Source organism: uncultured Senegalimassilia sp., assembly GCF_934630535.1.
GTDB lineage: Bacteria > Actinomycetota > Coriobacteriia > Coriobacteriales > Eggerthellaceae > Senegalimassilia.
Genome location: NZ_CAKTVU010000004.1, coordinates 25,281 through 43,121, shown reverse-complemented (window position 1 = coordinate 43,121; position 17,841 = coordinate 25,281). Strand labels below are relative to the sequence as shown.

Below are 17,841 nucleotides of genomic sequence, written 5' to 3'. Positions count from 1 at the left end.
GTAAACCTGACCCCCTCTCATATATTTGCGTTATGCCACACTTTCAAATAAATAGTACGCTTGAAATTGTTTCCAATATGTTTCATGCCGGCGAAGAAGCCCTCGCCGGCATGAAACGGGATCATATGCTATTCCTGCGGCTTGCGAACGAAGCGCACGGCGAAGTGCGCATCCGACGAGCCGGGGGCAAGACGGGTTGCAAGGCAGTTGCGACCGCACAGCTGATCGAGCGTGAAGTCGGCACCCTCCTCGCTGTCCAAGAACGCCTTCACCACGCCGGCGTTCTCCTCGCGCGTGACCGTGCACGTGGAATACGCCAGCGCACCGCCCGGGGCAACGTGATCCGCCGCGGCCTTGAGCATGCCCAGCTGGGTTTCCACGAAACCGGCCAGGTCCTCCTCGCTCGTGCGCCAACGGATCTCGGGGTGGCGGCGAAGCGTGCCCATGCCCGAGCACGGGGCGTCCACGAAGATAAACGAGAACATGCGGTCGGGCATGATGTTGTCAAGCTCGAGCGCATTGCCGGTGAAGGCCTCGGTCACCACGACGCCGTACTGCTCGGCGCGCTTCTCAAGCAGGCGCGTCTTGTAGGCGTGGTTGTCGATGGTGACGTACTCCTCGATCTGCGACCCGTACTTGCGGCAGGCGTTGGACTGCAGCAGGATGGTCTTCGTGGCGCGGCCAGCGCCGATCTCGAGCACGTTTTCGGGCTTCTCTTCGGGCAGCACGTTGGCGGCCACCATCTGCGCAGCAGCGTCGGAGACCAAGATCTTGCCCTGGTCGAGCTGGCGCGCAAGCGCGGGGACCAACAGCGCACGGCTTTCCGGCACGCGCAGGCAGCCCTGCACGTTCATGTCGCCAAGGGCCACCGGCTGCACTTCCTCTTCCGCGCGCTCGAAGGCCTTGAGCACGTGCTCGTCGTCCACCTTGCAGGCGTTGACGGCCACGTACAGCGGGGCCTGCTCATTGGATGCGCGCATGAACTCGATGGCGGCCTGCGGGCCCATCTCCTCCATGAGCTTTTTGGCCATCCACGTGGGGAACGCCTGGGTGCGGGCGAGCGCATCAAGGTCGGTTGCCGGGTTGCCGAACGGGAAATCGATGCGCAGGCGCACGATCTTGTGCAGCACGGCGTTGGCCACGCGTGCCGCAGGGCCCGGGCTGAACGACTTCACCATTTCCACGCCCTGGTCGACGGCCGCATGGGCTTCCTTGCCAAGGAAGATAAGCTCGTACGTGGAGATCTGCAGCGCGTCGCGCGTCTCGCGGAAGATGTCCTCGGGCGTGTCGAGCGCGCGGTCGATGATCTCGTCGAGCGTGCCGCGGGCGCTTACCGTGCCAAGGGCGAGCAGCGTGGCGAACGCGCGGTCTTCCACGGACATGGTGGACTTGTCGATCACCTGGGCGATGACGTCCTGCGCGAACGCGTTGCGCTCGCGGACGGTGCGCACCACGTCGAGCGCCGCCAAGCGGGCGGGCGTGGCGTTGGACTTGCGGCGCGGACGTGCCGGCTTGGCCGAACCGCGGAAGCCGCCCTTCTCGCCGCGCGGAGCGCCCTGGCCGCCCTGCTCGGGCTTGCGGCGCGGGTCGCGGGCGGTGTTGCGGCCGCGGAAATCGGGCTTCGGCTCGCGCACGGGGCGATCGCCGCCGGCATGCTGAGCTCCCTCGGGACGCTGACCGCCCTCGGCGCCTTCGCGCTTGAACTCGGGCTTGCCGTCGCGCTTGAAGTCGCGCTTCGGGCCGCGATCGCCCTTGTAACCGCCGCGACGATCGTCGCGCCCGCCGTTACCGCGATACTCGCGCTTCTCGCCATCGCGCCCGCCGTTGCCGCGGAAGTCGCGCTTCTCGCCATCGCGCCCGCGATATCCGCCCTTACCGCCATCACGGCGCTGGCCGTCACGGCCACCCTGCCCGCGATTCCCGCCGCGACGATCGTCGCGACCGCCGAAACCGCCCTTGCCGCCATCGCGGCGCGGACCGCCCTGACGATTGCCAAAGCCGCCGTGCTGGCCGCCCTTTCGATAACCGCCGTTGCCGCCTTCACGGCGCTGACGCGGCGCGCCTTCGTTGTTCTGCTGATCAGCCACGCGGGCCCTCCCAAGTCTTGGTGTTTTCCTTGATTCCCTGAATGCCTGCGGCAAACGCCTTTGCCGCCATAGCCGCCTTGCCGGCGGGTTTCACTTCCATAAGCTCGATCGCACTATCTGCCGCGCCCAGGTACAGGCGCTTGGCAACGAATCGCACGCTGCCGGGCTCCATGCCCGCGCATGCCGCATCCGCCTGTTCGGCTGGCGCCGGTTGCGCAGCAAGCACGGTGATGTCCTTGCCCGCGACGATCGCATGCGCCGGATGGGCTGCGCTTGATGCGCGCACCTTGCGGCACGCCTGCTCCACCGTATCGGCAGGGCTGAGCGCAAGCTCGTCCTTGCCGATCTTCTCAGCGTAAGTAACGTGCTCGGCGTCCTGGCGCGTCCAGCGGATGCACCCCGCCTCCAGCTGCGAAAGCGCCGTGAGCAGCGCATGCGCGCCCAGGTCGGCGAGCAGATCGGTGAGCAGGGCCACGTTCTTGTCGCCCACCTCGAGCGAGCGGCATACGCAATAGTCGCCCGTGTCGAGCCCTTCCTCCATGCGCATGATGCACACGCCGGCCTCCTCGTCGCCGGATAAGATGGCGCGCTCGATGGGGGCGGCGCCACGCCAGCGCGGCAGCAGGGAGGCGTGCACGTTCAAGCAACCATGCTTGGGGATGGACAGCACCTCGGCCGGCAGCAGCATGCCGTAAGCTGCTACGCAGATGACGTCGGGCTCGAGCGCCGCGAGCGCCTGCTGCTCGGCGGCGTCGCGCAGCGTTTTCGGCGTGAACACGGGGATGCCGCGCTCGCACGCCTCGGCCTTCACCGGGCTGGGAACCAGCTGCTTGCCACGGCCGCGCACGGCGTCGGGGCGCGTGTAGACGGCCACCACGTCATGCTGCGAGGCAAGCTCGGAGAGCACCGATGCGGCGAAGTCGGGCGTGCCCATGAATACGATGCGCATGCCCCTTACGCCTCCACCGAAGTCTCGCCGGGGCGCGCACCGGCGGCCAGGGCGCGCTCGTAATCCTCAAGGGCCTTCAGACGGGCCATCGGCTCGGCGCGCTCGAACATGGTGACGCCGTCAAGGTGGTCGGTCTCGTGCTGCAGGCAGCGGCCGAGCAGCCCGTCGCCCTCGATCTCCCAAAGCTGGCCGTCAAGGTCGTAGTAACGGCAGCGGGCGAACGGCGGGCGCGCGATGGGCACGGAGATGCCGGGAATGGAAAGGCAGCCCTCTTCCTCGGCGACCGGCTCGCCCTCACGCGCGACGATCACGGGGTTGAGCATGACGATGGGCTCGCGGACGCCGTCCTCCTGGTCGCAATCGATGACCACGAGACGCTTGAGCACGCCGACCTGGGGCGCGGCAAGGCCGCAACCGGCGTTCTTATACATGACATGGGCCATCTGCTTGGCCAGGCGCTTGAGGCTCTTGTCATTGAAATCGCAGGGCTCGCATACCGTGTTGAGCAGCGGGTCGGGCGATTGCACGATTGAAAGCATATGCATTTCCTTTTGCGGGTTGGTTTGGTTGGCGGCGGGTGCGCTGAACGCCCGCCTTTCTAATCCGATTATTGTGACATGCACGCGCAGCTAACGCCCCTGCGGGCGCAAAGTTCCACAAAACCCCTGCTCGGCATGAATGGGAACGGCGGTTCGCCGAAGACGGCCGAGCAAGATGGCGGCACCATGCGAGCACGACGCCGGGAAGGGCGCAACCCCTACCTGCTAGAGGTTGCGCTTTCGGCGTGCGCCCTTTTGCGGGCGGTCAGCTCGCGCTGCATGGCGGCAACGGTCTCGAACAGAAGCTCATAGTCCTCGGGCGGCATGGAAGCGGGGGCCGACATCTGCGCGCGCATGGCCGAGATAGCCTCCTCCGTATCGCCGATGGAAAGCTCCTCCACCAGAAACGCCGCCAAGTCCTCGGGCACCGCCGATTCGGGAACGCCCCTTGTCAGGAAGCCGGCTGCACGCGGTTCGGCCATGCTCGCCGCGCCCACGATGGCCGCCGGCAAGGCGGCGGGGTCCGCGGTCAAGGTGTCGAGCATGCTGGCGGACACGGCAGCGCATGCCGGGTCGTGCCACTGCACCGAGGCGAGCGCATCGGCGTGGGCCAAGGCCAGGTCGGTGCGCGCGGCGCACAGCGCCAAAAGCTGGCGCTCGAACCTGCGCCGGTTCATCTCGGACTTGGGCAGCTTGCGCCGGACGGGCGCCGCGGGGGCGGCGTTGCCGGCGTGGCCGCCGGCGGTTTCCTCCGCATCGAAGATGCGCGGGGGTTTGAGGTCCGCCAACTGCCCCAACACGTCGTTCTCATCGGCACGGGCGCGGCTGGCGATCTGGCGCGCGTAATCCTTGGCGAGCAGCGAATCCTTGATGGGCGCCAACACGCTGAGCGCATCGGCCACGGCGGCCGAGCGCCCTTCGGCACGAGAAAGGTCCCAGTTCCCCAGCCTTCGATCGATGCCGTATTCCAGCAAGGGCTTCGCCTGGTCGATCAGGGCCTGCAGCTCACGGCCGCCGTGAGCGGCGATGAACTCGGCGGGGTCGAGGTTGTCGGGCAGCGTGACGGCGAACAGGTCGATGCGCGCGGCGCCTGCCTCGGGCGTCATGGAGGAGTCGATGAACTGCAAGGCGCGATCTGCGGCTCGCTGGCCTGCGGCGTCGCCGTCGAACAGGTACACGATGCGTTTGCGCGCATGACGCGAGAGCACGCGGATATGCGTGCGCGTGAGCGCCGTGCCCAACGTGGCGACCGCGTTGCGGATGCCGGCCTCGTGCATGGCGATGACGTCGGTATAACCCTCCGATACCACGGCCACGCCCGTGGACGCCATGGCCGCCTTCGCCTTGTCAAGCGCATAGAGCATGCGGCCCTTGTGGAACAGCGGCGTTTCCTGGCTGTTAAGGTATTTCGGCTCGCCCTTGCCGATCACGCGCCCGCCGAAGGCTATGCACTGCCCTTGCTCGTCTTTGATGGGGAACATCACGCGATTGAAGAATCGGTCGCGCACGCGCCCATCCGAGCCGACGACGGCCACATTGGCCTGGATCATCTCGGTGGATTCGAAACCCTTCGAAGCCAAGTGGCGCACAAGCGTGCCTTGGCCGGGCGCGAATCCGAGCATCCAGGTTTTCGGGATATCGCCGCCAAGGCCGCGCTGCGACAGGTATGCGCGCGCGGCGCCGGCCTGCGGGCTTTTGCTGCGCATGAGCTGCGTATGGAAGAACTCCGCCGCCTCCGCGCACACGGCGCGCAGTCGCGCCTTGGCGCCCTGCCCCATGCCGGGCCCACGTTTGCCCTGATCATCTGCGATGTCGATGTGAGCGCGCTCGGCCAGGTAACGCACGGCCTCGGGAAACGACAGGTCCTGGGACTTCATGATGAAGGCGAACACGTCGCCGCCTTCCCCGCAGCCGAAGCAATGCCACAGCTGCAGCGCCGGGTCTATCTTGCACGACGGGGTTTTCTCGTTGTGAAAGGGGCAGCACAGCCAGAAATCGCGGCCGCGCTGCTTGACCGGGCCCGTCTCGCCCATGATGGCGACCAAGTCGCTGGCCTCGCGAACCTTTTGGATATCCTCATCGCTGATCGCCATGGATGTGACCGAACCCCCGCCTTGTGCCTGTATGCCTGATGCCGGCCGCGCGTTGGCGGGCCGCTTTGCTTTTTCAGGTAAAGTATACCGCATAGAACCTATGTTCCCGTATGAGCGGCGCGTGCGATACAATAAGCGCGTAACATCTCGACATGCGGAAAGGAAACGCCGTGAGCGAGCCCGCATACCTGCAACTTGAACCCGATGTGGAAAAGGCCATAGTCGAGAACCTGCACTGCGGGCGCATGCATCCGCGCAGCTTCCCCGACGAGGGCGTGCTCCGACGCGAGGACAACCCCCACGATGCGGCCACGCTGTCGCGCCCGGCGTTCTCGCGCGACATCGACAAGATCATGAACATCCCCGCTTATAACCGCTATGCGGGCAAAACGCAGGTGTTCAGCCTGGTGGAGGACGACGATATCTGCCGTCGCGGGCTGCACGTGCAGCTGGTGGGGCGCATCGCGCGCAACATCGGCCGGCTGCTGGGATTGAACTGCCAGCTCATCGAGGCCATCGCGCTCGGCCACGATCTGGGGCACACGCCGTTCGGCCATGCCGGGGAGAAGTTCCTGTCGAAGTGCCTGCAAAGCCGCACGGGGCGCTGCTTTCACCACAACGTGCATTCCGTGCGGGTGATGGACCGCCTCTATCCCCGCAATATCAGCCTGCAGGTGCTTGACGGTGCGCTGTGCCATAACGGCGAGTTCGCCCAGCAAGTGCTTCGCCAAGGCGGCACGGAAACGTTCACGCAGCTTGATGGGCTGGTCGAGGAATGCACGCTCGACGATTCCGCCATCAAGCGCCTGCGACCCTCCACCCTCGAAGGATGCGTGGTCCGCCTGGCCGACATGATCGCCTACCTGGGCAAAGACCGCGACGATGCCATCGCTATGGGCGTGCTGCCATCCCTTGACGGCTTCGAGACCGAAATCATCGGGCGCGACAATGCGCGCATCATCAACAATATCACCGTCGACGTGGTCAACCACAGCTTCGGGCAGGACGACATCCGCATGAGCCGGGAAGTGTTTGAAGACGTCAAGCGCGCAAAACAGCAGAACTACGAACGCATCTACGATTGCGAAGGATGGCGCGCAGGAAGCGGAAACGCCGTCGGCGAGATGTTCGAGGACATGTACGACAGGCTTTTGACCGATGTCACGACCGGTGACGAGCGGTCACCGGTCGTGTTGCATCACGCAAAACAGCTGGCGGCGAAGTCGCGCAGCATCACCGTCGAGGGCTACCTCACGCATACCAACCGCAATCAGGTGGTGGTGGACTACATGGCATCCATGACCGATCGCTATTTCATGGAGCTGTACCGCTACCTGTTCCCCGACAGCGGCAAACACATCCTGGCGCGAGGCTACTGCGCCGACCTTCCCCGATTGTAAAGGAGACCAGCTATATGAAGTTCGTCATCGCATCCGACCTGCATGGAGCGGCGCCCGCCGTCCGCACCTTAGGCCAGCGCATCGACGAGGAAACCCCCGACCGTGTGCTGCTGCTCGGTGACCTGCTCTATCACGGCCCGCGAAACGACCTGCCCGAGGGCTATGCGCCCAAAGAGGTGCTCGCCATCCTCAACGACATGGCAGAGCGCATCATCGCCGTGCGGGGAAATTGCGACGCGGAGGTCGATCAGATGGTGCTCGATTTCCCCTGCCTGAGCGATTTTTCCCAGGTGTGGGCCGATGGCCATCTGCTGCATCTGAGCCATGGTCACCTTGCGGGCAACTCACCCGATCAGCCGCCCGCTCTGCCGAACGGAAGCGCATTGCTGACGGGGCACACGCACATCAAGCGGCTCGAGCTCGTCGACGGCGTGATGTTCGTGAACCCGGGAAGCACCTCCATCCCCAAGGACGGCTCCGCCAGCTACGCCGTCTACGAAAACGGCGCGTTCGCCTTGAAATCGCTTAACGGCGAAACCCTGCAGGAAGCAAGCTGGGAATAACAGAACGGCATCAAGCGCAGGAAGGCCGCAGCTCACAGCTGCGGCCTTCCCTTTTCATATGGTTTGCAAGCGCCCGGTTACGACAACCTTCCGCGCTCGACGGTGTAGGAGGCATCGCAGATAGCCGCAGTAGAGGCTCGATGGCTTACCAAGACCACCGTTTTGCCCTGTCGGGCTTCAAGCAACGCTCGCAGCACCGCCGCCTCGTTGAGGCTGTCAAGGTTGCTGGTGGGCTCGTCGAGCAGCACGAACGGGGCATCGTGCAAAAACATGCGCGCAAGCCCAATGCGCTGACGCTCGCCGCCCGACAAGGTGTCGCCCAACTCGCCGACCGGCGTGTCCAATCCTTGAGGCAGATGCTCGATCAAGCCGGTCAAAGCCGCCTTCCTACAAGCCTCGGCAAGCTCATCGGGGGTGGCATCGGGCTTGGCAAGCGCGATGTTGTCCCCCACCGTGCCGGAGAACAGGTGCGTCTCCTGCGTCATGTAGCCTTCTATGTTGCGCAGGCTTCCCGTGCTCACATCGCGGACATCCTGCCCGGATATGCGTATGCTGCCGTCGCTGGGATCCCAGAATCGCATGAACAGCTTGCAAAGCGTCGATTTTCCCGAACCGCTCCTGCCCGCCAAATGCACGATCGAGCCGGGCGTGACCTCAAGGGACACGTCCTTGAGAACCGGGCTTGCACCGTACGAGAAATCAACGTGCTCGGCAGCTGCGCCCGAGAACGCTTCCAAGTCGCAACCGTCGACGACATCCTCGGTCTGCGGCTGCTCGTCGAGCAGGTCGAGAACGCGCGCGCCGCTGGCAAACGTCTGCTGCAAGCCGCTTCCTAGATTCGCAACCGCGATCACCGGACCGAAGGAGGACATGAGCGCCGCCACGCACGCAAAAGCCTGCCCGGCATCGATCGCGCCCTGTGCGCAAAGCGTTGCGGCAAGCGCCACCATCGCCACATCAAGCCCGAGCACCAAACCGTTCGTCGCCGCCATGCTGCGCGCCGCACGGCCCTTCAGGCGATCTTCCACCTTCGACAGCGCATCCATGCGGGTATCAAGCTGCTCGGCCCGCACACGCGCTTGACCGAACTGCAGCGTTTCGCGCAAACCGCGCAAACCGTCGAGCACGAACGAGTTCATACCGCCGAGGGCATCGCGCAGCTCCCTGCCGCCATCTCCCGCCGCATGCGAGGCAGCCCACGGCGCCACCACGCCGACCAGGGCATACGCCGCAAACGCGGCAATGGCCAGCTGCCAGCAGATGCTGCCGATGAAGGCGATCATGACGGCGCAGACCAGCACGGCGATGAGCACCGGGGAGAGGGTATGCGCGTAGAACACCTCGAGCAACTCGACGTCCGAGGTGACGAGCGATACCAAATCGCCCTTGCTGCGGCCCTCGAGCTTCGCCGGGGCAAGCGTGCGCAGCTTGCCGAACACGCGGTCGCGGACAAGGGCCAAAATGCGAAACGCCAGATAGTGGTTGCACATCTGCTCGCCGTAATGCAAGGGGCCGCGCAAAAAGCCGCAGGCGACGACCATCGCGATGCCCGCGCCCAAACCAAGCGCCGGCTCGAAACCGGCGATGCCCGTGATCACCAAAGCTGCGCCCACCGTAAGAAAGGTAGCGCACAAGAAGCCGACGACGCCCAAGGCGACCGCTGCGACCATGACCGGCACAAGCGGTTTGACAAGCTTCACCATACGGCACATGATCGAGATATTTGATCGGCGCGTCTGGGGGGCGCGGGTATCCGCACCTGCAGCTTCGGCTCCCACGCACGGCGCGTCATCGGCATCGCCGACGTTCGCCGCACGCCGCTCGGCACGCAACGCGAACGCCTCGAGCTCCATCTGCTGGCCCCACAGTTTCGCGTATGCGCCACTGGTGCCGCACAGCTGCTCGTGCGATCCGCTCTCGGCCACGCGCCCGTTCGCCAGCACGAAGATGCGGTCGGCTTCGGCAACGGACGCCAAGCGGTGCGAGATCATGATGACGGTGCGGCTTTTCGCCAGCTCGTGGATAACGCCGATGATGGCCTGCTCGCTGTCCGCATCCACGTTCGACGTCGCCTCATCGAAGATGTAGATAGGGGTATCGTGCAAAAGCGCACGGGCAAGCGCCAAGCGCTGGCGCTGACCGCCGGAGAGGTTGCCGCCCTGCTCGGAAACGGGCGCGTCAAGCCCGCCGGATGCGCGAACGAACCCGTCGATGCGGCAACGGCTCAAAACGTCCCAAAGCTCGTCATCGGTTGCCTCGGGGCGCGCCATCAGCAGGTTCGAGCGCACCGTTCCGGAGAACAGGTAACTGGAGAACGGGACGACGGTGACCGTTTGCGCCATGCTTTCGCGGGAAACCTGCCCAAGCGGCACGCCGCCGATCTCCACGTCGCCCGTAAATCCAAGATTGCGCCCGCACAAAATGCCCGCAAACGTTGATTTGCCTGAACCGCTCTCACCCACGATGCCGGTGAAGCTTCCAGCGGGGGCGGCAAAATCGACGTGATCAAGCACCGTGCGCTGCCCATCATAGGAATACGTCACATCGCGCACAACGATGCCCGCATGTTCGGGATCGACGCTGCGCGTCCCCTGCTCGGGCTCGGGCGCATCTAGGATGGCGAACATCTTCTCGGCAACCGCCATGCCGTTCATGGCCGTATGGAAAAACGACCCCAGCGTACGCATGGGGATGAAAAACTCCGCCGACAGGAACACCACGCAAAACGCCGCATAGAAGGGGACTTGGCCGTTGGCGAACTGCACCATCGCCGCGATGATGCCCACAGCCGCGCCGCCGAAGGCGAACACGTCCATCACGGTGATGGAGTTGAGCTGCATGGTGAGCAGGCGCATCGTGGCTCGGCGGAAGGTCTCGGCCTGCTCGTTCATCTTACGATGGCACGCCTCGTCGGCCTGATAGATCTTCAAAGTGGTCAAACCCTGCAGGTTCTCAAGGAACGCCCCGCCAAGATCGGTGTAGGCGCCCCAATACCTGCCCATGACGCGTTTGGCGATCTTCTGCACCGCCACGATGGAGATCGGGATCAGCGGCACGCAAACCAACAGGGCGATGGCGGCAGGCAGGCACAGCGGTGCCAGGAATGCGAACACCGTAAGCGGCGCCAACACGGCATAGAACAGCTGCGGAAGATATTGCCCGAAATAGCTTTCCAGCTGCTCGCAACCCTCGACGCTTACCTGCACGGCCTCGCTTGTGGCGATATGCTCGGAATAGCCGGGGCCCATGCGCACCAGCTTGTCATACACCTGCCTGCGAACCGAGCGTTTCGCGGTCATCGCCGCAGCAACCCCCATGCGCTGCGCGAAGGTCAAGCACACCATGCGCGCCGCGATGACGGCAACGCCAGCGCACGCAAGCATCGCAACCCAGCCATCGACGGCGGCGCCGTTGAACAGCCGCTGAAGGAACAAGCCGATAAGGAGCATAAGGACGATGTTCGCCACAAGCGCCACCCATTGCGCCGCCACGTTGCGTACGATATACCTCAAAGCCTGCGGCACCATCGATATCAACCGTTTATTGAACACGGAGCTGGTTTCCTTTCGATTACAAAAGACGGCGCAGCTTCGGCCTCTGCATCCGCCTTGATTCAAACAGCCGAATGGTACCATTGCAAAACTTTGATAGACATGGCAAACTATAGTATCCGCAACATTGTTACATAAGGCTAATCCGTATCGCGAAAAAAGCCCGGCAAACGCCGGGCTGGCAAGGTGAAGCTACCGATGCGAGTCGCTTAGTTCCACATTGTGCGAACGCGATACGGGGTATCCCCTACCTTGCTTTCCTGTTCTTCTCATACAGCATGATCAGCCCTTTGAGCGTGAGCCGATCGTCGGCAACCTTGATGCGTCGGGAAAGCCCGGCCATTGCCTGGGCGTCATCGCCGGTGGCGACGACGCGCGTCTCGTACCCGAGTTCGTCCCATACCGCCTGGATCAGGCCATCGATACGGGCAACCTCGCCGATGACGATGCCCGCCTGCATGGCATCGCGCGTCGACTTCCCGATGACGTTGCGGGGCGCATGCAACCCGATGACGGGAAGCTGCGCCGCAGCATCGGCCACCGCCCGCGCGGCCAGACGCAGGCCCGGCGCGATAAGCCCGCCCTGCACGGCGCCGGCATCGTCGATCACCTCAAGGGTGGTTGCGGTTCCAAAATCAACCACGATGATCGGGAATCCATAGAGCTGCTTGGCGGCCACGCAATCGGCAACGCGATCGGCGCCGAAATCCGTAGGGCTGTTCAGGTGCAGTTTCAAACCTGATTTCAGACCCGGTCCAACCACCAACGGGCGCACACCGCAAAGCGCGCGCAACGCCTCCACCCAGGCGTCGGTGAGCCCGGGAACGACGGAGGCGACGATGGCATCGCGCACGTGCGCATCGCATCCGCGAACCTGCAAGAACGACGTCACGCACAGAAGCGCCTCATCGGCCGTCAATCGCTCGGGCGTGGTCACGCTCCATGAGCACGACAGGCCCCCTTCGCAACCTAACCCGAGATTGGTGACGGAATTCCCCACGTCGACGACGAGGATGAGCCTAGATCCGCCTTGATTGGAATCCGCCATTATGCGACCGCCTTGCTCCCCTTGCGCACCTTGAACGCCACCGCGCCGAGGATGCCGCCGACGATCGCGAACGGCAACCAGCTGAAGCCAAGGTCGGTAAAGGGAAGATGCTTGATGGCGGGCAGCACGCCATAGGTATCGTCAATGGTGGCGAGCAAGCTGATGACGAACGCTCCAAGGGCAGCGCCCTTGATCGGCCACGTGGTGCCCATGCGCTTCTTGAACAGCACCATGACCACGCACACCATGAACGGCGGGCAAACCACGGACAAGATCGGAGCCGCAAACGCCACGATGGCGTTCAAACCCAGGTTGCAGATGGCGAAGGAAACCACAACGGTCACGATGACGCCGGCGCGATACGAGACCTTGCCGTGCGTGGTTCGTTCGAAATACGACGCCGAAGCGCCGGTCAGGCCGATGGCGGTGGTCAAGCATGCAAGCCCGACGATGATGCCGAGGATGATCACGCCGGTGTGACCGAGCAGGTGTTTGGTGATCTCGACGATAAGCGTGGAACGGTCCATCCCGGCCCCGAAGGCAAGCGCGCTCGAGGCGCCCAAGTAGGTCAACCCGCCGTAAATCACAGCCAAAAGAACGCCGGCGACAACGGAAGCGCCAGCGATGACCTTAAGCTGGTCCTCGCGACGCGTATAGCCGGCGGTGCGCGCGGCGTTCTCCATGACGATGGCGAAGCCCACGCAAGCAAGCACGTCCATAGCTTGATAACCGGCCAAGATGCCGTCCTGCGCAGCATGGCTGGAAAGCGGCGCCCCTATCTCGCCAAGCGGATGCACCACGCCGACCGCGATGATGACGAACACGCAGATGACCAACAGCGGGGTGAGCACCTTTCCGATGATAGTGACCAAACGCGTTTGGCGGATGGACAACGCAAGCACGGCCGCGAAGAACAGCGCCGAGAACAACAAGATGTTCACGGAATCACCGAACAGCGGGACGATGGACATTTCATAGGTGGTGGCAGCGGTACGAGGCTCGGCGATGATCATGCCCGTGCACAGGATGACGGCGGTGTTGAGCACCAGACCGGGAACCTTGCCCAACGACCCCTCGACGGCAACGTTCGCGCCGCCCGCCGCGTTGAGCGCGAAGATGCCCAGGCAGGACAGCGCCACGTCGATCAAGATGAAGCACAGAAAGCCGATCACCCAGTCGGTTCCGCTTTCCATGCCCAGAAACGGCGGGAAGATCAGGTTTCCGGCACCGAAGAACATGGCGAACAACGCCAGACCGGTGACCAAAGTGTTTTTCTTCAAGAATGCTCCTTTATGGATTTTCGCTCGAATTCCTTATTATGACGCAATCCATCGAAAAAAAGAAGCAGCGAACTTTAGGCGAGGGCAAATCGTTGCCATAAAAAAGACCTGCATGAGCAGGCCTTTTCCACTTGATGCCTAATTGAACTTGAAAATCCTCTGCGCCACATGGTACCCGGTGATGCCGATCTTGCGTCCTAGGTTCGTGGGCAGGTTCGTGCCCATGTTCAACACGCTATGCCTCACGCGGCGGTACACGTCGGAGTTGTTCTCCTTCAGATAGCGCCAGATCGCATCACGCTCGTCCTCGGCGTCGACGGTGTTGATCATGCGCAGGAAGATGCTGCAGATGCACATCATCATGGACAAGTAGTTCTCCATGTAGCGCTCCAAGCGCTTCTCAGGCACGCCGCCGGGGAGCTGCACGGCGTCGATCATGATGCGCGTGACGCGCAGCTGCTGGTCGATGCGGCTCATCATGACCGACTCGTTGACGCTTTGATCGTCGCGGCCGATGAAATAGCGGTACATGTCGACGTCAAGGTAGTAGATGGTCTTAACGTGCGGCAGCGGCACGTACACGAAGATGTTGTCCACGTAGAACGTGTGCTTGGGCAGCTGAAGGCCCATGCCGCGCAGCAGCTCGGTGCGGTAGATGACCGAGTGCATGAGCAGGTATTGGCTGGGGTTGAAGTGCCCCACCTCGGACCAGCCGAACTCGCGCCCCTCGGGGAACACGTTGCGATAGTGCATGATGGTGCGCGTGCTCTCGTGCACCTTCTCGTACACGTAATTGGCAATGACCAGGTCGGTCGGAGCGGAGCGCCCCACCTGGCTGCGCACATACGCCATCACGTCTTCCATGGCACGGCGGTCAAGCCAGTCGTCGGAGTCGACCACCTTGAAGTACAGACCCGTTGCGTTCGCCAAACCGGTGTTCACCGCTTGCCCATGGCCGCCGTTCTCCTGATGAACGGCCTTGATGATACCCGGATGGAGCTGCTCCCAGCGGTCGGCCTTTTCGGCGGTGTCGTCTTTGACCGACCCGTCGTCGACGATGATGATCTCGATGTCGTCAACGCCCTTATCGCCCCCGCACGCAAGGATGGACTCGATGCACTTGTCCATGTATGCCGCGGAGTTATAGCACGGGATGGCGAAGGTGATGCTTTTCATGCCTGTCCTTTCCTGGGAGCAACAGCGGGAATGAGATCGTTGGCGCCGCCGTTCAAATGGTTCGCCCGCCATTTTACCGGTAGAGCGGCGCACGGCTGTCCTACGCGGGGACATTATGGATAAAATCCAAGTGAACCGCTTGGGCGCCGTATAAACCAAGCATCTCTTGCGGCAACGGCGTCCGACACATCGCGAAGAAAGGGTACGAACATGAGCTCGTTTTTGGACACCATGCTTGCACGCGCCAAAGCCGACAAGCAGACCATCGTCTTACCCGAGGGCGATGACCCTCGCACGCTCGAAGCAGCCGAGACCATCCTCGCGCAAGATGTTGCCAACCTGATCATCTTGGGCAACGTGGAGGCGATCAAGGAATCGGGGCGCAAGCTCGATGGTGCCACGCTGATCGACCCGCAAGACTCCGACTTGCACGACGAGTTCGCAAACACCCTGTACGAACTGCGCAAGCATAAGGGCATGACCCTGGAAAAGGCCGCCAAGCAGGTGCGCGATGAGCTGTTCTTCGGCGTGCTCATGGTGAAGACCGGGCGTGCCGACGGCATGGTATCCGGCGCCTGCCACTCCACCGGCGACGTCCTTCGCCCCAGCCTGCAGATCCTCAAAACCGCCCCGGGCGTGAAGCTGGTCAGCAGCTTCTTCATCATGGTGGTGCCCAACTGCGAATACGGCCAGAACGGCACCTTCCTGTTCAGCGACTGCGGCCTGGAGATCCAGCCCGACGCCGAGAAGCTCGCCCACATCGCCGTCAATTCCGCCCAGTCCTGGAAAACCCTCATCGGCACCGAGCCGGTAGTGGCGATGCTTTCCCACTCCACCTACGGCTCCGCCAAAAACGACGATGCGAACAAGGTGGTCGAGGCTGCCGCCATCGCCCGTGAGCTGGCACCCGAGCTTGCGCTCGACGGCGAGATGCAGGCCGACGCCGCCATGGTGCCCTCCGTCGGCGCGTCGAAGGCCCCCGACAGCAAGGTGGCCGGCAAGGCGAACTGCCTGATCTTCCCCGACCTTGATGCAGGCAACATCGGCTACAAGCTGGTACAGCGCCTGGCACACGCCGAGGCGTTCGGCCCGGTCACCCAGGGCATCGCGGCCCCGGTCAACGACCTGTCCCGCGGCTGCACCGCGCATGACATCGAAGGCGTCATCGCCATCACCTGCGTTCAGGCCCAGGCGAAGAAGGCCGCCGACGCCCAGTAACCCGAACCGACGCGAAGCCCCTCGAGCGATCAGGAGCTAACGACGGAACCGAAACCCCGCTTCCCGAACCGATTGCAACGTCCGGAAGCGGGGTTTTCTTGTCGAATCCGCCAAACGCCAAGCATCCGAGATACTTCTGCGAACCCGCATACCGTAAAGGCGCCGATGCTGCCATCGGCGCCTTTATCCGCAAAAGGGCGAACGCTCGCGGCGCACGAGATTCTAGACGACGGCAGCTGCTGTTCCGAAACGGCCAGCTTACGCAACCCGCAGCCTAAGTCCAAAAGAAAAGCCCTCTGACGAGGGCTTTTCCAAATCACATGTGATGCAGGGCCTTGCGTTGCATAGACGGCAGAGCGCTTTACGGCTCGATGCCGACCATCTGGTCGTGCACGATCTCGTAGGTGTCGCGCGCGATCATATACTCCTCGTTGGTGGGGATGATGATGATCTGCACTTCGGAGTCGTCGGTGGAGATGATGCGCTCAAAACCGCGATGACGGTTCTTCTCCTCGTCGAGCACGATGCCCAAAGGCTGCAGGCCGGAGAAGATCATGCGGCGCATCTTGTCGCAGTTCTCGCCGACGCCGGCGGTGAGCACGATAGCGTCCACGCCGCCCATGACGGCGATGTACTGGCCGATGTATTTCTTCACCGAGTTGGAGAACATGTCGTATGCGAGCATGGCGCGCTCGTTGCCCTCTTCCGAAGCCGTGCGCACGCTGCGCAGGTCGTTCGACACGCCGGAAATGCCGAGCAAGCCGGACTGCTTGTTCATGAGGTTGTTCATTTCCTCGGCAGTGAGGTTCTCGTGGTCCATGACGAACGGCACGATAGCCGGATCGATGGCGCCGCAGCGGGTGCCCATCATCAAGCCGTCAAGCGGGGTGAGGCCCATGGAGGTGTCCACGGCAACGCCATGGTCGATGGCCGAAGCCGAGCAGCCGTTGCCCAGGTGAAGCGTGATCAGCTTCAAGTCCTCAATTGGCTCGTCGAGCACCGCGGCAGCGCGCTCGGAAATATAGCGATGCGAAGTGCCATGAGCGCCGTACTTGCGGATGGCGTACTTCTCGTAGAGCTCGTAAGGCAACGGATACATGTAGGCCTTCGGCGGCAACGTGGTGAAGAACGACGTGTCGAACACGGCCACCATGGGAACGCCCGGCATATGATTCATGCAAGCATGGATGCCCATGAGCGCCGCACCGTTATGCAACGGGGCCAACTCGGCAAGCTCGTCGATCTTCGCGATGACATCGTCGTCAATAAGCACGGAACGATCGAAATATTTGCCTCCCTGGACGATGCGATGACCGACCGCATCGATCTCGGACAGAGAAGAGATAGCGGCGCCCTCGCCCGAGACCAGGGAATCAAGCACGAGCGCGATAGCGTCATCGTGGTCCGCCATCTTCGCGTCGATGACCACTTCGTTATCATCAAGACCGTGCTTGTGGAACGCCTCGGCCGAACCGACGCGCTCGCAAATGCCCTTGGCCATGAGCGTATGCGTTTCAACATTGATAAGCTGGTACTTCAGCGAAGATGAACCCGCATTGATAACCAAAACGTTCAACGGCCTGCCTCCTTACCAAAAGATTTCGAGCCACTATTGTAGTTGCAATACGGCCCGCACGGGACCAAGAGGAACGCCCGCGCGGCACTCTGTCGGCAAGCGGCGCTACGAAAGCGTGGTGTCGCGTTGCTCGTCCGACACTTCCGGCTCAAGCTGGCCCATGAGCACATCGACCTTCTGCTGAGCCGTTGCCAGGCGACCTTGAAGCGCACGAAGAAGGGCAACGCCCCGCTCGTAGCTGGCAAGGCTGTCCTCAAGCTCGAGCGTGTTGGACTCGAGCACGCCGACGATGCCGTCGAGCTCGGCCATGGCCTCGCGAAAGGTCAGGTCCTCGACCGGTTTCAAACCCTCATTGCCCATT

At 63.1% G+C, this 17,841-nt stretch carries 13 protein-coding genes; 3 read left to right on the top strand and 10 right to left on the bottom strand.

The genetic code is table 11. The annotated features are described in order from the left end of the window. Positions 1 to 128 precede the first annotated feature (128 nt). From Q0D52_RS03735 to dnaG, 4 genes are all read right to left on the bottom strand, one after another. The gene (locus Q0D52_RS03735) at positions 129 to 2,087 is read right to left on the bottom strand and encodes a transcription antitermination factor NusB (protein ID WP_294380242.1); all 1,959 of its coding nucleotides are present in this window, start codon (positions 2,085 to 2,087) and stop codon (positions 129 to 131) included. After that, positions 2,080 to 3,036 (bottom strand): methionyl-tRNA formyltransferase, encoded by a 957-nt coding sequence (gene fmt, locus Q0D52_RS03730; RefSeq protein WP_294380241.1) that lies wholly within the window; start codon positions 3,034 to 3,036, stop codon positions 2,080 to 2,082. The genes Q0D52_RS03735 and fmt overlap by 8 nt, the downstream gene beginning before the upstream one ends. 5 nt (positions 3,037 to 3,041) lie before the next feature. Beyond that, positions 3,042 to 3,575: a peptide deformylase gene (gene def / locus Q0D52_RS03725; protein ID WP_294164031.1), complete on the bottom strand. Its 534-nt coding sequence runs from the start codon at positions 3,573 to 3,575 to the stop codon at positions 3,042 to 3,044. A gap of 218 nt (positions 3,576 to 3,793) precedes the next feature. Next, entirely contained in the window at positions 3,794 to 5,668 is a 1,875-nt protein-coding gene (dnaG, locus tag Q0D52_RS03720) for a DNA primase (protein ID WP_294380239.1), read from the bottom strand. Positions 5,669 to 5,838: 170 nt separating this feature from the next. On the opposite strand from dnaG, the gene Q0D52_RS03715 reads away from it, so the two are divergent. Then, on the top strand, positions 5,839 to 7,068 hold the full coding sequence (locus Q0D52_RS03715; RefSeq protein WP_294380237.1) for an HD domain-containing protein: 1,230 nt from the start codon (positions 5,839 to 5,841) through the stop codon (positions 7,066 to 7,068). Between the two features lie 14 nt (positions 7,069 to 7,082). Continuing rightward, complete coding sequence (gene yfcE, locus Q0D52_RS03710) at positions 7,083 to 7,631, top strand: phosphodiesterase (RefSeq protein ID WP_294380235.1); 549 nt, start codon at positions 7,083 to 7,085, stop codon at positions 7,629 to 7,631. Between the two features lie 77 nt (positions 7,632 to 7,708). Here the strand turns inward: yfcE and cydC are convergent, their stop codons facing one another. The 4 genes from cydC to Q0D52_RS03690 all read right to left on the bottom strand — a co-directional run bounded on the left by cydC (position 7,709) and on the right by Q0D52_RS03690 (position 14,686). Continuing rightward, positions 7,709 to 11,143, bottom strand: coding sequence for a thiol reductant ABC exporter subunit CydC (cydC, locus tag Q0D52_RS03705; protein ID WP_294380233.1), 3,435 nt, complete (start codon positions 11,141 to 11,143; stop codon positions 7,709 to 7,711). A 286-nt stretch (positions 11,144 to 11,429) separates the two neighbouring features. Next, positions 11,430 to 12,230 carry a type III pantothenate kinase gene (locus tag Q0D52_RS03700; protein WP_294380230.1) on the bottom strand — a complete coding sequence of 267 codons (801 nt, stop codon included), beginning with the start codon at positions 12,228 to 12,230 and terminating at the stop codon, positions 11,430 to 11,432. Beyond that, complete coding sequence (gene brnQ, locus Q0D52_RS03695; protein WP_294380229.1) at positions 12,230 to 13,510, bottom strand: branched-chain amino acid transport system II carrier protein; 1,281 nt, start codon at positions 13,508 to 13,510, stop codon at positions 12,230 to 12,232. The genes Q0D52_RS03700 and brnQ overlap by 1 nt, the downstream gene beginning before the upstream one ends. A 138-nt stretch (positions 13,511 to 13,648) precedes the next feature. Next, positions 13,649 to 14,686 carry a glycosyltransferase family 2 protein gene (locus tag Q0D52_RS03690; protein WP_294361125.1) on the bottom strand — a complete coding sequence of 346 codons (1,038 nt, stop codon included), beginning with the start codon at positions 14,684 to 14,686 and terminating at the stop codon, positions 13,649 to 13,651. 210 nt (positions 14,687 to 14,896) lie between these two features. On the opposite strand from Q0D52_RS03690, the gene pta reads away from it, so the two are divergent. Continuing rightward, complete coding sequence (gene pta / locus Q0D52_RS03685) at positions 14,897 to 15,904, top strand: phosphate acetyltransferase (RefSeq protein ID WP_294380225.1); 1,008 nt, start codon at positions 14,897 to 14,899, stop codon at positions 15,902 to 15,904. Positions 15,905 to 16,265: 361 nt separating this feature from the next. Here the strand turns inward: pta and Q0D52_RS03680 are convergent, their stop codons facing one another. After that, positions 16,266 to 17,480, bottom strand: coding sequence for an acetate kinase (locus tag Q0D52_RS03680; protein ID WP_294361129.1), 1,215 nt, complete (start codon positions 17,478 to 17,480; stop codon positions 16,266 to 16,268). A gap of 105 nt (positions 17,481 to 17,585) precedes the next feature. Further along, the gene (gene xseB / locus Q0D52_RS03675) at positions 17,586 to 17,840 is read right to left on the bottom strand and encodes an exodeoxyribonuclease VII small subunit (RefSeq protein ID WP_294161361.1); all 255 of its coding nucleotides are present in this window, start codon (positions 17,838 to 17,840) and stop codon (positions 17,586 to 17,588) included. Between the last annotated feature and the right edge of the window lies 1 nt (position 17,841).

Excerpts from the sequence above, each read along its gene's own strand:
- Q0D52_RS03700 (WP_294380230.1), bottom strand. The coding sequence starts at position 12,230 with ATGGCGGATTCCAATCAAGGCGGATCTAGGCTCATCCTCGTCGTCGAC.
- yfcE (WP_294380235.1), top strand. The coding sequence starts at position 7,083 with ATGAAGTTCGTCATCGCATCCGACCTGCATGGAGCGGCGCCCGCCGTC.
- Q0D52_RS03690 (WP_294361125.1), bottom strand. The coding sequence starts at position 14,686 with ATGAAAAGCATCACCTTCGCCATCCCGTGCTATAACTCCGCGGCATAC.
- dnaG (WP_294380239.1), bottom strand. The coding sequence starts at position 5,668 with ATGGCGATCAGCGATGAGGATATCCAAAAGGTTCGCGAGGCCAGCGAC.
- fmt (WP_294380241.1), bottom strand. The coding sequence starts at position 3,036 with ATGCGCATCGTATTCATGGGCACGCCCGACTTCGCCGCATCGGTGCTC.
- xseB (WP_294161361.1), bottom strand. The coding sequence starts at position 17,840 with ATGGGCAATGAGGGTTTGAAACCGGTCGAGGACCTGACCTTTCGCGAG.
- def (WP_294164031.1), bottom strand. The coding sequence starts at position 3,575 with ATGCTTTCAATCGTGCAATCGCCCGACCCGCTGCTCAACACGGTATGC.
- pta (WP_294380225.1), top strand. The coding sequence starts at position 14,897 with ATGAGCTCGTTTTTGGACACCATGCTTGCACGCGCCAAAGCCGACAAG.